14 protein-coding genes are annotated in these 14,336 nt (G+C 65.2%); 3 read left to right on the forward strand and 11 right to left on the reverse strand.

Going from position 1 to position 14,336, the window contains the following annotated elements; all coding sequences use genetic code 11:
- Positions 1-96: 96 nt before the first annotated feature.
- Positions 97-1,959 carry an ATP-dependent DNA helicase RecQ gene (locus tag OPIT5_25455; protein ID AHF93059.1) on the reverse strand — a complete coding sequence of 621 codons (1,863 nt, stop codon included), beginning with the start codon at positions 1,957-1,959 and terminating at the stop codon, positions 97-99.
- Positions 1,960-2,106: 147 nt separating this feature from the next.
- Positions 2,107-3,186, reverse strand: coding sequence for a peptidase M42 (locus tag OPIT5_25460; GenBank protein AHF93060.1), 1,080 nt, complete (start codon positions 3,184-3,186; stop codon positions 2,107-2,109).
- 258 nt (positions 3,187-3,444) lie between these two features.
- Here OPIT5_25460 and OPIT5_25465 point away from each other — a divergent pair, with 258 nt between their 5' ends.
- Together OPIT5_25465 and OPIT5_25470 are read left to right on the forward strand one after the other, a co-directional pair.
- Entirely contained in the window at positions 3,445-4,047 is a 603-nt protein-coding gene (locus tag OPIT5_25465) for an RNA polymerase subunit sigma-24 (protein AHF93061.1), read from the forward strand.
- Positions 4,044-4,850, forward strand: a complete 807-nt coding sequence (locus tag OPIT5_25470) for a hypothetical protein (protein AHF93062.1) — start codon at positions 4,044-4,046, stop codon at positions 4,848-4,850. Before OPIT5_25465 ends, OPIT5_25470 begins: the two co-directional genes overlap by 4 nt.
- Before the next feature lie 151 nt (positions 4,851-5,001).
- Here the strand turns inward: OPIT5_25470 and OPIT5_25475 are convergent, their stop codons facing one another.
- The 8 genes from OPIT5_25475 to OPIT5_25510 are packed head-to-tail and all read right to left on the reverse strand — an operon-like array spanning position 5,002 to position 11,455.
- A complete protein-coding gene (locus OPIT5_25475) occupies positions 5,002-5,349 on the reverse strand; it encodes a cation:proton antiporter (GenBank protein ID AHF93063.1) in 348 nt (115 codons plus the stop codon).
- Positions 5,346-5,714, reverse strand: coding sequence for a sodium:proton antiporter (locus tag OPIT5_25480; GenBank protein ID AHF93064.1), 369 nt, complete (start codon positions 5,712-5,714; stop codon positions 5,346-5,348). The genes OPIT5_25475 and OPIT5_25480 overlap by 4 nt, the downstream gene beginning before the upstream one ends.
- 31 nt (positions 5,715-5,745) lie before the next feature.
- A complete protein-coding gene (locus OPIT5_25485; protein ID AHF93065.1) occupies positions 5,746-6,228 on the reverse strand; it encodes a cation:proton antiporter in 483 nt (160 codons plus the stop codon).
- Positions 6,225-6,320, reverse strand: coding sequence for a hypothetical protein (locus tag OPIT5_25490; protein AHF94751.1), 96 nt, complete (start codon positions 6,318-6,320; stop codon positions 6,225-6,227). Before OPIT5_25490 ends, OPIT5_25485 begins: the two co-directional genes overlap by 4 nt.
- Positions 6,317-7,900: an NADH dehydrogenase gene (locus OPIT5_25495; protein ID AHF93066.1), complete on the reverse strand. Its 1,584-nt coding sequence runs from the start codon at positions 7,898-7,900 to the stop codon at positions 6,317-6,319. Before OPIT5_25495 ends, OPIT5_25490 begins: the two co-directional genes overlap by 4 nt.
- Positions 7,897-8,358 carry a sodium:proton antiporter gene (locus OPIT5_25500; GenBank protein ID AHF93067.1) on the reverse strand — a complete coding sequence of 154 codons (462 nt, stop codon included), beginning with the start codon at positions 8,356-8,358 and terminating at the stop codon, positions 7,897-7,899. Before OPIT5_25500 ends, OPIT5_25495 begins: the two co-directional genes overlap by 4 nt.
- Positions 8,355-8,996 (reverse strand): sodium:proton antiporter, encoded by a 642-nt coding sequence (locus OPIT5_25505; protein ID AHF93068.1) that lies wholly within the window; start codon positions 8,994-8,996, stop codon positions 8,355-8,357. Before OPIT5_25505 ends, OPIT5_25500 begins: the two co-directional genes overlap by 4 nt.
- Entirely contained in the window at positions 8,993-11,455 is a 2,463-nt protein-coding gene (locus OPIT5_25510; GenBank protein ID AHF93069.1) for an NADH dehydrogenase, read from the reverse strand. The genes OPIT5_25505 and OPIT5_25510 overlap by 4 nt, the downstream gene beginning before the upstream one ends.
- A 291-nt stretch (positions 11,456-11,746) precedes the next feature.
- Here OPIT5_25510 and OPIT5_25515 point away from each other — a divergent pair, with 291 nt between their 5' ends.
- Complete coding sequence (locus OPIT5_25515; GenBank protein ID AHF93070.1) at positions 11,747-13,327, forward strand: 4-alpha-glucanotransferase; 1,581 nt, start codon at positions 11,747-11,749, stop codon at positions 13,325-13,327.
- A 4-nt stretch (positions 13,328-13,331) separates the two neighbouring features.
- Here the strand turns inward: OPIT5_25515 and OPIT5_25520 are convergent, their stop codons facing one another.
- Complete coding sequence (locus tag OPIT5_25520; GenBank protein ID AHF93071.1) at positions 13,332-14,210, reverse strand: hypothetical protein; 879 nt, start codon at positions 14,208-14,210, stop codon at positions 13,332-13,334.
- Positions 14,211-14,336: the final 126 nt, after the last annotated feature.

Raw genomic sequence — 14,336 nt, forward strand, 5'->3', positions numbered from 1 at the left:
GATGGCAAATAAGTTGCAACGACAGAAGGGAAGCAATCCCGATTCCTGACGTTGCCGGACGGATCGGGTGGCGATGCGGCGGGAAGGCCTCTTCCCTTATGTGGCCGCGATGGCTTCATTGTCGAATGTCATGCGCGGGTTGGTTTCGAGAAATGCGGCGATGGCCCCGGCAAATGTCTCGCCGAATTCGGCGCGCTTTTTTTCGCCCATGCCGAAAATGCCTTCCATGGAGGCGGCGGTGGCCGGGTATTCGCGGGCCATCTGGCGGAGGGTGGCGTCGCCGAAGATGACATAGGCGGGAACCTTGCGCTCGTCGGCGAGGCGCTTGCGCAGTTCGCGCAGGCGGGCGAAGAGGATCTCGTCGCACGCGATGTCACCCTGGCGGCGGGGCGTGGTGCGGCGGGCAGCGCGGCCGCCGGCCGGGAGATCGGGGAGCTTGGTGAGCGTAACCGGTTCACGGCTGCGCAGGATGGCGGCGCCGGCGTCGGTGAGTTCGAGCGTCGGGTATTCGCCACCGCCGGTGGCGACGTAGCCGAGGCGCATGAGTTCGCGGCCGATGGCCATCCATTGCGGGCGCGAGAGCTCTTTGCCGATGCCGTAGGTCGAAAGGCGATCGTGGCCCCATTTCGTGATCTTTTCGGACCCCGATCCGGTGAGCACTTCGGTGATGTGCATCATGCCGACGCCGAAGCGGCTGGCCTGGCGGCAGCGGTAGACGCAGGAGAGGAATTTTTGCGCGACGAGGGTGCCGTCGTAGGTCTCGCGGGGTTCCTGGCAATTGTCGCAGGCGCCACAGTTGTCGACCGCAAACGCCTCGCCGAAATAGTCGAGGAGCGTGCGGCGGCGGCAGGTGGTGTCCTCCGCGTAGTGTGACATGAGGCGGAGTTGGCGGCGGGCGACCTGCTGTTCGTGCGCGTCGGTGATCTCGTCGATGAAGTGCGTCTGCTTGACGATGTCGCCGGCGCTGTAGAGGAGCAGGCAGTCGGCGGGGAGCCCGTCGCGGCCGGCGCGGCCGGTTTCCTGGTAGTAGCCTTCGATGTTTTTGGGGAGGTCGTGGTGGATGACCCAGCGGACGTTGGGTTTGTTGATGCCCATGCCGAAGGCGATCGTCGCGCAGATGATTTTCACGTCGTCACGCAGGAAGAGTTCCTGGTTGGCGGAGCGGTCGTCGGCGGAGAGGCCGGCGTGGTAGGGGCGGGCGGCGTAGCCGCGCGAGGCGAGCGACTCGGCGGTCTTTTCGGCGGTGGCGCGGGTGGCGCAGTAGATGATGCCGGACTCGTCCTCGCGTTTTTTGACGAAGTCGATGATCTGCTTGAGGGGCTGGTCCTTGGGGAGGACGCGGTAGGAGAGGTTGGGGCGGTTGAAGGAAGCGACGTAAACGGCGGGTTCGCGGAGCTGGAGGTGCTTGACGATGTCCTCGCGCACGCGGCCGGTTGCGGTGGCCGTCAGGGCCATGACGGGAACCTCGGGCAGAAACTCGCGCAGACGGGCAATCTGCCGGTATTCGGGACGGAAATCGTGCCCCCATTCGGAGATGCAGTGGGCCTCGTCGATGGCGAGGGCGGCGACGTTCCAAGCGCGCAGGTTTTCCTGCCAGTTGTCGAGCATGAGGCGCTCGGGAGCGACGTAGAGCAGCCGCCATTCGCTGCGGTGCAGGCCGGCGAGGCGCGAACGGGCTTCACCGGAGGTGAGCGAGGAGTTCAGGTAGGTGGCGGCGACGCCGGCGGCCTGGAGCTGGTCGACTTGGTCCTTCATCAGCGCGATCAGAGGTGACACGACGACGGTCAGGCCGGTGCGATGGAGCGCGGGGAGCTGGAAACACATCGACTTGCCGCCGCCGGTCGGCAGGAGCGCGAAGACATCCCGGCCGGCAAGTGACGCCTCGATGATCTCGCGCTGGAGGGGACGAAATCCGGAATAACCGAAGGTGGTATGAAGGGTGTTGAGGAGGTCGGACACGGAGGGAGAAGGCGGGAAAATGCTGAAAAACTGAAAAGCTGAAAATCAGGACTTCGGCAGACTTGATGGTTTTGGATGTTTGAAGGTTTTATTGGCAGACTGTCGCTTCGCTCGGTACAGCGTTTCAGCTTTCGGCATTTCAGCTTTTTACCAGTGCAGGTGGTCGCCCTTTTTCAGGCCGAGCGTGAATTCCACGAGCAGTTGCACACAGCGTTCCACATCGAGCAGATCGACGACCTCGCTCGGCGTGTGCATGTAGCGGAGCGGCACGCTGATCAGGCCGGTGGCGACGCCCCGGCGTCCCATCTGGATGGCGCGGGCATCGGTGCCGGTGGGGCGCGGGTCGGCCTCGAACTGGTGCGGGAGGTCGAGCTTCTTCGCGGCCTTCACGAGGCGCTCGTAAACGAGCGGGTTGATGTTGGGTCCGCGGCAGATGATCGGGCCGCCGCCGAGCTTGGTCTCGCCGTACTTGCGGTTGTCGCAATCGGGATGATCCGTCGCGTGGCCGACATCGACGGCGACGGCCACGTGCGGATCGACGGCGTAGGAAGCGGTGATGGCTCCGCGCGTGCCGATTTCCTCCTGGGCCGTGGCCACCGAAACGACGCGGGCCGCGAGTTTCTTGCGATGCTGTTTTGCCGCGAGGCGGCGGAGCGTCTCGCCGACGATGTACGCGCCGACCTTGTTGTCGAACGCGCGGGCCGTGCCGACGGAGCCGTGGATCAGCTCGAACCCCTGGTCATACGTCGCCACGTCGCCGATGGCCACGCGGGCGAGCGCTTCCTTTTTCGAACTCGCGCCGATATCGATCCACATCTCGTGAATTTCCGGGACCTTTTTCCGGTCCTCGGGGCTCATCAGGTGGACGGCGCGCTTGCCGGTGACGCCGAAAACCGGACCGCCGGCCGACTGGATGATGACACGCCGGCCGGGAATCATGATGCGGTCGTGGCCGCCGATGGTGTCGAAATAGACAAAACCCTCCTTGTTGATGTAGGTGATCTGGAGGCCGAGTTCGTCCATGTGGCCGGCAAACATCACCACCGGGTCGCCGCCGGGGTTGAGGGTGGCGATGCGGTTGCCGAGCGCGTCTTTCGCATAGTCGTCGGCGGATGCCTTGACATGCCGGTCATACACGGCCTGGGCCTGGGCCTCCGCGCCGGAAGGCGAACGCGCGGACAGCAATTCCGAAAGAAAAACCGGGACCTCGAAGGATTTCGACGACATGGCGTGGAATCTCGCACGCACCTGCGGCAGGGCGCAAAGAGAAATCTGCCCGCGCCGCCGCCATCGCACCCGAAAACAGGCTCCGGCGCCGTTTTTGATGGCGTGGCCGCATCGCTTTTGCGTTTCATTCCCCGAACCGTGTCCACTGCAACCATGACCGCCGATCTGTATCCCGTTCCCGACCCTGCTCCAGGAGAGCATGGCCGTGAAAAGAAGGGAACAATCCGCGAGCAGGCGCGTCATAACGCCGAACAGATTATGTCATCAAAAGCGCAGGAAGTTGCTCTCGACCGGATACTGGTGGACCGATTCAAAGGGGGGGATACCTCCGCGTTCGACGAAATGGTTTCCCGCTACTGGGACCGCATTTATGCCGTCGTGCACCAGCTCCTCCGCAACCGCGAGGATGCCGAGGAAGTCACCCAGGATGCCTTTGTGCGTGCGCATCGCGGGCTCGTCGATTTCCGCGGGGACTCCGCCTTTTCCACGTGGCTTTACCAGATTGCCACCAATCTGGCCCGCAACCGGTACTGGTACTGGTGGCGGCGCAAGCGCGACAAGACCATCTCCTTCGACCAGCCCGTCAGCTCCGACAACGACACTCCGCTCTCCGAGATCTTTGCCGCCCCCGTCGAGACTCCCGGCGACATCACCGTCACCCAGGAATTTGTCGATCGCGTGGCGGAAGGCATGGAGAAGCTGGGGGCCAAGCACCGCGAGATCCTGATCCTGCGCAACGTCAAGAATCTCTCATACGAAGAGATCGGCACGATTCTCGGCATTTCCGTGGGCACTGTGAAAAGTCGCATCGCCCGTGCGCGCGAAAACCTGCGCACGCTCATGGGAGGAGATTTCAAATGAACGACACCCGATTCAAACAACTGCTCAACCTCTATCTCGACAACGAGATCACGCCCGACGAAGCCGCCGAGCTGGAGGAAGCGATCACGCACGACGCACAGCGCCGGCAGATTTATCACAGTTACTGCACGCTGCACCGCGGTTGCTCCGTCCTTTTCGAAAAAACCTGCTCGCATGCGCCGGCTTCCTTCGCACTCGCCCGCGCGCTGCGCGATGCCGAGCGCCGCATCGAACGCCCTGCCGTCGCCGCCTTCTGGCAGCGCCCCTCCTGGTGGGCGGCCTGCGGCAGCGCCACTGCGGTCGCCGCATCGCTGGCCCTCGTGGTGGCCCGCGTGCAATCGCCCGGGCTGGCCGATGCCACCGGGGATGACGCCAGCCCGTCCGGCAACGAAACGCCCTGGGCTGCGGCCCCGGGAGGCAGCGGTGAAAATCCGTCGGCGGCCGCGCCGGTGGCGGTCGCCGCCAGTCAGCCGGCGTCGGCCGGTGTGACGGGCCGCCCGGCAATACGCAGCGGTTTGTCGGTCCCTGGCTGGGTGCAGATGGCCGCCTATGAAAACAGCCGCCGCGGTTCGGAGTTCGGAGTGGACGCCCGCCGCATGGTCTGGGCCGTTGCCGAACCGGTGGTTGATCTTCCGGAACCGGCGATCAACGCCTCCGATCTCGATAATAACTACGATCGTTCCATCCAGCGTGCCGTCGCTTACGAGCCCGTGTCCGCCGCCGGCCTGCGGGGGCATACGGCAGCGCTCAACACCGGCGGAGATTTCAAGGCGGAACTGACTTCCTATCAGTTTCAGCGGTAGTTTCCGGCGGAGCGGCGGCATTCCTGCCGCTGCGACGAGGTGCAACGGACCTCGCCCTCAATCACGCGCGCGTCCCGGACCGGCGATGCTTCGCGTTCTCCGCCAGCAGCGGCAGGAATGCCGCCGCTCCGGGTTTCTCCTGCGCTAGTTTCTACCGGCGGGGTCCGGCGCTGCGCCGGTCTCTGTCCACGCGGGGATCTCCGAAACGCGGCAGTTTTTTGCGGAAGGAAAGGTTGGCCGCGAGGTGGCCCGCCACCGGCAGCGTGAGAAACTGGAAAAAGATCGCCGCGGGGATTTTCAGGCCGGCGGCTTCCGAACCCAGGTCCATCCACAGCCCGGTCAGGAGCAGGACCAGGCCGAGCGTCATGCCCTTGCCCAGCGCGTGCGCGCGGCAAAAGACATCGGGCAACCGGGCCAGCCCGATGATCGCCACCAGAATGACGAGGGCGCCGAGGAGCGTGATGATGGCCGAGAGCGTGTGCAGGACCTGCGTCATCATGGCCGTTCGTCCTTTCCGGCATCGGGCGCAGGCGAGGCGGAGTCCCCCGCGGCAGCGCTGCCGTTTCTGTTGTCGTCGTCTCCGGTCGCCCCGTCCTCCGGTTCCGGCAAGGTGCGTTGCAGGTACGAGACAAAGGCCACCGTCCCGAAAAAGCCCAGGGACGATACGATCAGGATCAGTTCGAGAAACAGCGGCGTTTCCCAGGAACGGGAAAGCAGCACGATCAGCCCCACCGCGCACAGCACGACGGCATCGAAGGCCATGATCCGGTCCACGACGGCGGGGCCTTTGACCAGCCGGAAAAAACCGACCAGCGTGGCGACAACGAGCACGTAAAAAGCGATCTGGAGCAGGAGGGCGTTCATCGGGTTGCGGGAGCAGCGGCTTGGGCGGGATTCAGGCGGAGCGGGTGATGGCGAGGAGACCCCGCCGCAGGGTGTTGTCGATCTGGGCGCGGACGGCGTCGGGGTCGGCCGTATCGAGAATGTGCAGCACGAGCGTGTTCATGTCGTCGGCAAAGGCCACCGCGCTGGAGCCGGGCGTGAGCGCGATGCAGTGGGTGAGGACAAGGGCCTCGGTCCGGGTGAGGCCCGTGATATCGTAGGTGATGATGCGCGGGCGGAGCTTGCGCGTCGGCGTGAAAAGCACGATGCGGATGAGTTGCAGGCAGGCGGAAAGAAACTGGATCTGGAAAATCCAGAAAAATGCCGCCGCCGCGGTCACCCGCCGCGTGTAGTCGCGGCTGTCGAGCACGCTCCGGAACAACCGGATCAGCCCGAATCCGATAAGAAACCCGAGCGTAAAACCGGGGAACGACGGACTCTCCTGCAACAGCAGCCAGACCGAGGCGATGAGAAGATTGAGGACAAGGCATTTCATCGGGTGAAGGTGACGGGCACCGGACGTCCGGCGGAAGTGAAGTCGATGCCGGGCGCTCCGGCGACCGGCGGGATCAGGAGGCAGGATTTCACGGCTCCGGCTCTCCTTTCTCCGCCGGGGTGAGGGTTTCCGTCATCGCCGGTGCGGCGGAGGAGCCGGTGCCGAGCATGTAGTCGACGTACGAGGCACGGTCGACGATCTGGCGCGCGGCTTCCTTCGAGATTTTCAGCACGCCTTCCGCGCCGAGGCCGACGCCGAGCGAGAAAACCGTCATGCCCGTGATCACCGCCGTCATCTGCTTCCAGCGCCGGTCTTCCAGCGCCACCGTCGCCCCGCACTCCGAAGCATCGCGCCAGAAGGCGCCCATCCAGATTTTCAGCATGCTGAACAGCGTGAGGATGCCCGCAATCAGGGCAAACGCGACCAGCACCCGCTCGTGCAACCGCAGGCCCTCGACGATCACCATGTACTTGCCCCAGAAACCGCTCAGGGGAGGGATGCCGGCAAGCGAAAGCGCCTGGAGCAGGAAAACCACGCCGAGCAACGGCGTCGCTTTCCAGAGTCCGCCGGTGCGCTCGAGGTTGTCCGTGCCGTTGAGCACCGCCACCGCGCCGCCGACCATGAAGAGCGACGACTTCACGACGATGTGGTGGATGATATAAAAAATGGCGGCCGTGAATGCGTATTCCGTAAAAACCCCCACGGCCAGCGCCATGTAGCCGATCTGGCTGAGGATGTGGAAGGACAGGATGCCCCGGATGAAATTGCGCGACACCGCCCCGATCACGCCGAAGAGCATCGTGATGCCGGCCAGCCAGGCGAGCGTCGTGTGCACCACCGTCAGATCGGTCGGCAGCACCTGGCCGAAGATCCGCAGCAGCACGTAGACGCCCACCTTGGTCAGCATGCCCGCGTAGAGGGCGGCGACCGGCGTGGGCAGGATCGGGTAGCTGTTGGGCAGCCAGTAGTAGAGCGGGAAAAGACCGGCCTTCAGCCCGAACACGATCAGCAGCAGCAACCCGAGCACCGTCACGCGCGCGTCGCCGGCAAACTCCGGCCCGAGCGCCGCGATCTGCGCAAAATTGAGCGAACCGAAAATCGCGTAGGCCACGCCCGCCGCGACGAGAAACAGCGTGCTTCCGAAAAGATTCAGCGCCAGGTAGGGGAACGCCTGCCGGATATCCCAGTCGTCCGCCTCGAGCGTGAGCAGGCCGTAGGACGAGATCAGCATCACCTCGAACCCGACGAAAAGATTGAACAGGTCGCCGGTGCAGAACGACAGGTTGATGCCCAGCATCAGGAACTGCACGAGCGGCAGCCGCAGCGGATGCGTGCGCCGGGCCGGCATCTCGGCGTATCCGAAAAGGATGGACGTGAGCGCCGTGATCGCGCCGAGTGTCAGCATGATCGCCGTGAGCATGTCGATCACCAGCACGATGCCGAAAGGCGCCATCCAGCCGCCCGCGGCCATCACGCGCGGCGGCGTGCCGTAGGCCGAGGCGACCAGCGCCAGCGCGACGCCGAGCTGCACCGTGGCCGAGGCGAGCACAAACCAGCGCCTCCACACGCCCACGCGGCCCGCCAGCAGCAGGACGATCGCCGTCACCAGCGGCAGCAGCAGCGGGACCATCACCAGCGGATCGTTGTAGTGCGACGGTAGTGCCACGGTCATGACGCCGCCTCCTTTCCGGTTTCCGCGGCCGCCGCATCGGCGCGGGTGACATCGGCCTCGACGTTTTCGCGGCCCGGAATCGGCACCGGCCCCTCGGGATCGTCGCCACGCTCGCGGTCGGCGCGGTCGCCCTCGAAGAGGTCAAACAGGTTGGTCGTTTTCTGGTCGAGGAAGATGCGGTAGAGAAGGATCACGAGATACGAGATGACGCCGAATCCGATCACGATGGCCGTGAGGATGAGCGCCTGCGGCAACGGATCGACGAGCCGCTCGCCTTCCCGGAGCACAACGGGAGGTTCGCGTCCGGTCGGGTTGGACGACATCGCCAGCACCAGCAGGTTGGCCGCGTGCGAGAGCAGCATGAAACCGAACAGGATGCGCACGAAGCTCGCCCGCAGGATCTGGTAGCAGGCGATTCCGAACAGGAGACCGACGAGCAGGGCCGTTTCCCAGATCATGCCGCACCTCCTTCCGGACGCTGCGGCGCGCCGGAGGATTCTCCGCCGTTCGCCGGCCCGTTGCCTTCGGCCGCCGGCGGGGAGGGCAGGGGAGCGGCGCCCTCGTCCACGCGTTCGCCGCGGTCCTCGATCGGCGATTCCAGAAACGCGGCGTAGCGTCGCTGCTCGCTTTTTTCCAGAGCCGGCAATCCGGACAGCGCCCGCGCCAGCACGAAGATGAGCTTGGTCGTCACTCCGACGACGACGAGGAACACGCCGGCGTCGAACACCAGCGGCGTGCCCAGCGGCAGTTCGCCGACCAGGGGCACGCGATCCAGCGTCACGTTGTACTGGGTCAGGAACGGCGCTCCGAACGCCAGCGGCAGGCTCGCCGAGACCAGCGCGACGATCAGCCCGGCCACGGCGATGCGCACGGGATCGACCCGGAGCACCCGCTGCGCCGCCTCCACGCCGACCGCCAGGCTCAGCAGGATAACCGACAGCGCCGAGCCCAGCCCGCCGATGAAACCGCCGCCCGGGAGATTGTGCCCGCGCAGGAACAGGTAGAACGCAAACACGTTGATCAGGTAAAACAGGAACGAGACCACCGCCCGCAGGATCACGTTGTTTCCGCTGCCAGTCAGTCGGGGGGCTGTCATGACACGTCCTCCTTTCTCGTCCGGTGTTTTTCGAACCGCGTGCCATAGCTGTAGCCGGGCAGGCCCAGCGAGCCGGCGGCGTATTCGTCGCGCGTGCGCCGGTAGCGCATCAGCAGGCCGAGCGCGCTCAGGCAGGCGATCACCAGCACGGTGATCTCGAACATCGTGTCCAGGCCGCGAAAATCCACGAGGATCGTGTTCACCGCGTTGGTGCCGTGCGCGAGTTCCTTTGTGTTTTCGAGATAATAGTTCCCGGCGAATTCCGGGTGTTTCGGTTGTAGTGCCAGCAGCGTTACCAGGGTGGCGATCAGGCCCATGCCCGTCGCCAGCGCCCCGCGGAATGCCATGCGCGGCCACCGTTGCCGGGATTTTCGCCACGCGCTCTCGCCCGCCTCCGCCGACTTCGGGAAGCGCGACAGCAACAGCAGCACCAGCAGCAGCGAGGCCGACTCGACCAGAATCTGCGTCATCGCCAGGTCGGGAGCCTGGAAGAGCACGAAATAGAACGTGACGAGAAATCCCACGATCGACATGGCGATCAGTTGTCCCGACCAGCTTCGCAGCGCGAGCACCAGCAGCGCCGCCACGCCGATCAGCCCGGCCACGTAGGTCCGCAGCGGATCGAAATCCGCTGTCGAGGGAAGCGCCGGCCACAACTCGTCGTGCCTCACCGCCACAAATGTGCCGATCAGCACGACCACAAACACCATGACAATCGGCAGATAATCGAACGGCCGGTCCGAGCGCAGCAGCACCGTGAAGCGCTTGGCCGCCTTCGAAAGACCTTCCACGCCTGCCTCGAACGCCAGGTCGAAGCGCAGCCAATGTGGGATCGACAACCGCGCCCAGCGCCTCCGGCCGAGCACGGCGAACACCGCGCCGCCGACTGCAAAGGCAGCCAGACTCAGCCCGACTTCCGGAGCCCAGCGGGCCGGCAGCGCATGCAGCGACAGCGTTTCCGTCGCGTGCAACCCCGTCACCGCCAGCCGGTCCAGCCCCGCGCCGAGCCACTCCGGCCAGATGCCGAACAGCACGCAGGCCACGGCCAGAATCGTCGGCGGCACGAGCATCAGCCGGGCCGGCGCATGGAAGTGCGCGGTCGATTCCGGCGTCGGCGGTCCGCCAAAAACGTGCGCCACCAGGCGCGCCGAAAACGCCACCTTGAGCGCCAGCGCCAGCCAGGCGAGGGCCAGCGCGCAAACCGCCAGGCTGCCTCCTCCATCGGCAAGAAACGCCATCTGGGCTTTCAGGAAATATTCCTTGCTGACGAACCCTAGCGTCCCGGGGATGCCCGCCATCGACGCCGCGCAGATTGTCACGATAACCGCCAGCCACGGCATCTGGCGCCGCAACCCGCCGAGCGCCCGCACATCGCGCGTGCCGGTGGCGTGGTCGACGATGCCCGCGCACATGAACAGCGCCCCTTTGAAAAACACATGGCTGGCGATGTGCAGCAGATCGCCCCGGACGCCGTCCCCGCCGGTGTGGGAGCCCATTCCGTAAAATCCGATCAGCATGCCCAGCGTCGTCACGGTGGACCAGGCGAGAATGGCTTTCAGGTCATGCGAGAGCAGGGCGAGCACCGATGCCAGCGCCATCGTTCCGAAACCCGCCGTCACCAGCAGGGGCATCATGAGATCGGCGTCGCGGAAAACCGGGAAAACCCGCGCCACAAAAAAGACGCCCAGCTTGACCATGGTCGCCGAGTGCAGGTAGGCGCTGACCGGAGTCGGCGCGGCCATTGCGTTGGGCAGCCAGAAGTGAAACGGAAACTGCGCCGATTTGCCCATTGCGCCGACCGCCATCAACACGAACGCCGCCGACAGCATGCCGCGGGAATCCGGCCCGAAGGCCGGGGCGCCTTCCGCCAGCAGGGTGGCCAGGTCCCAGGTCCCGGCCGCCAGCCCCGTCAGAACCACGCCGGCCAGCATCACGAGACCCGTCGCTGCCGTGACCAGCAGCGCCATCCGCGCTCCGTTGCGCGACTCTTCCTTGTCGTGCAGAAAGCCGATCAGCAGAAACGAGGCGATGCCGGTGAGTTCCCAGAAGACGAACATCAGCAAAAGATTGCCCGCGAGCACCGTGCCCAGCATCGCGCCCATGAACAGCAGCAGGTACGCGTAGAACCGCCCGTGCGATTCGTAATGGTCGTCAAGATACGAGGCGGCGTAGAGCACCACGAGCACGCCCATGCCGCTGACCACGAGGGCGAAAAACAGGGAAAGGCCGTCGACCAGAAACGTCAGGTTCAGGCCGAGCGAAGGAATCCAGGGCAATTCGACGACGGTCTGTCCGCCGGTCCGGGCATCCGAGGCCAGGACGGCCAGAAGCGCGGTCGCGATCACGGGGGCGACGAGCGCCACCCATGCGGTGCGCGGCCCGAGCCAGCGTCCCGCGAAGGCGGTGACCGGAAGCCAGGCGAAAGGCGCAAAAACGGCGATGATCAGAATCGGAAGCATGACGGGCAGGACAGACGGACCTCCGGCTTTTTGCAGGACTCGCGCCAGGAGGTTGCGCGTTTCTCTGGGTACAGGCCGGAATCGCCGTCACTTGGTTTGGATGCCGCTGGCGTGTCAAACCCTCACGATTCATTTCCGGCATATTTTCCGGTTCGCAGCCCCTTCCGGCTATCCGGCATGATTAACGCACAATAAACATTATGTCTAATCAAGAATACGATGGTTCCCCCGACGATTCCCGGCGATTGTTCTTAACGTGCCGGCATGCTCCGACAGCATGGGCGCTTTCACATGATTCCCCCATCCTTCCGGACACCGCTTTTCAACTGGCTCACTCACCGGGCGGCAGGCGTGCTCATGCATCCGACTTCGTTGCCCGGCGACCAGGGCTGCGGTGTGCTCGATCAGTCGATCGATGCCTGGCTGGGCTTTCTCCGCGACGCCGGCATCCGTTACTGGCAAGTCTGCCCCCTCGGACCGACCGGCTACGGCGATTCACCCTATCAGTGTTTCTCGGCGTTCGCCGGCAATCCTTACCTCGTCGACCTCCAGGCGCTCGTCCGCGCCGGACTGCTCGAGGACAGCGACCTCGGCGAACTCCGCCGCCTTCCCCGCGATCACGTCGATTATGGCTGGCTCTACGCGGCGCGCTGGCCGGTCCTGTTCAAGGCGTTCGAAACGTTTTCCGGCGCGTCCCCTCGCCCGGATCACGCGCTTTACGGCGATTTCTCCGCGTTTCGCCAGCAGCATCGCGCGTGGCTCGAGCCGTTCGCACTCTTCCTCGCGCTCAAGGATCACTTCGGCGGACAACCCTGGTGGCTGTGGCCGGAGGAAGCCCGGTTTTTCGAAAACGCCCGCGCCTCCGCCCTCGCCCGCAAGGTGGCGCACCGCGCCGAAGCCCACGCCTTTTTCCAGTACCTTTTTTTGGGCCAGTGGGCGCAGGTCCGCGGCAAGGCGCGCGACCACGGCATCGAGATCATCGGCGATGCCCCGATTTTCGTCGCCCGGGACAGCGCCGACGTCTGGGCGCGGCCGGAGCTTTTCCAGATCGATCCGCGCTCCGGCGCGTTGCTGGCGGTCGCCGGCGTGCCGCCCGACTATTTTTCGGCAGACGGACAACTCTGGGGCAATCCGCTCTACAACTGGGAGGCCCACAAGGCCGACGATTACTCCTGGTGGCGTGAACGGCTGCGCGCGAATTTTGCCCTCTGCGATGTCGTCCGGATCGACCATTTCCGCGCGTTCGACACTTACTGGTCGATTCCCGCCTCGGCCAAAACCGCCAGGACCGGTGAATGGAAAACCGGCCCGGGCCTGCACTTTTTCGAGGTGCTCCGGCGCGAGATGCCCGATGCCCGCCTCATCGCCGAAGATCTCGGCGAGCTGTTCCGGAGCGTGCGCGACCTGCGCGACACCACCGGCCTGCCCGGCATGACGATCCTCCAGTTCGCGTTCGCGGATGACGCCACCAATCTCTACCTGCCGCACAATCTCAAGGCCAACAGCGTCGTATATCCGGGAACACATGACAACGACACCACGCTCGGCTGGTACGCCTCCGCGACGCCGAAGGAGCAGGATCATGTGCGCCGCTATTTTCGCGTCAGCGGCAGCGAAGCGGGCTGGGATTTCGTGCGGGCGGCGTGGGCGGCCGTCAGCAATCTCGCCGTCGTCCCCGTCCAGGATCTGTTCAGCCTCGGCTCCTCCGCCCGCTTCAACACGCCGGGCAAGCCGGACGGCAACTGGCAATGGCGTTACCGCCACGACCAGCTTGCCGCCCTGCACCGCCAGTCGGCTGCGTACCTGCGCGAACTCGGCGGGCTGTACGGACGGCTCGCGCCCGACGACGACACGCCGTCCGACGCGGTCTGATCCTTCAGGACGACGGGCTGACCAGCAGCAATCCGGGATCCGGCGGCACGATCATGGACGGGAATCGCTCCGCGCCCTGTTCGGCACGTTTCCTCGCTTCGCTTCCGGACGCCGCCGGAGCAGAATACGCGTCGCTCGCCGCCGCCATTTCCCGGGCGGCAGCGTTGATCCGGGCGATTGCCGCAGGCGATGCGTCTTGCGTGCTGCCTTGAAAATCCGCTCGCCCCGGTGCGCCGGCCGAAACGACACGGGCGATTTGCAGCGACCTCGCCTCGACCACGTCCCACTCTTCCGACCACACGGAAACGAACCCGACTTCGCCTTCGGTGACGACAAGCCCGAACGTCCCCGTCGCCGGGTCGATCGTGATCCGGAAAACCGTGCCACGCACGCCGGCCACGCCGAGCGGCGTTTGCACCTCCCAGGTCGAGCCAGTCTGCAGCTTGCGCACACGGCTGGTCAACTCGCCCCGGCGCAGCCTGATCGCCGTCTGTGATTCCGACGGCTCTTCCTCTCCCTTGCGGAGGACTCCGGGGAACGGCGTCTGGACGAATTTCGCAAGCTGCACCTCGGTGTTCTCGCCGAGCCGGAACGAAGCGCCGCTGGCCAGCACCACGACCACACTCGATTCCGGTCCGGTGACGAGGCGGGCGCCGACCGGCAAGGCCATTCCCTCGGTCACGGTCGTAACCGTGCCGTCCTTTCCCGGCCCGGTCCAGACCACGCTGCCCGCTACGGCCGCGGCTCTCAGTTCGCCCGCGACAAGCTCTCCGCCGGGTTCGGCGGCGGCCGCCCGAAGGCTGCCCCCAAGCCCCAGCAGGATGGCGATAACGGGGAAAAAATGACGACGTCGGGACAGCGACAGAAGGATAAAGGAGAACATGGCGATGACGGGGATGGCGTGGTGACAGCACGCACTATTGCCATTTCTATTCAAAAATCCCCTCCTGAAATATGCGCATTCCCTGCGATAATGCTCGCCAGTTTTGCCTCCGAAAAACCTTTTGGC

Source organism: Opitutaceae bacterium TAV5, from assembly GCA_000242935.3.
Lineage (GTDB): Bacteria > Verrucomicrobiota > Verrucomicrobiia > Opitutales > Opitutaceae > Geminisphaera.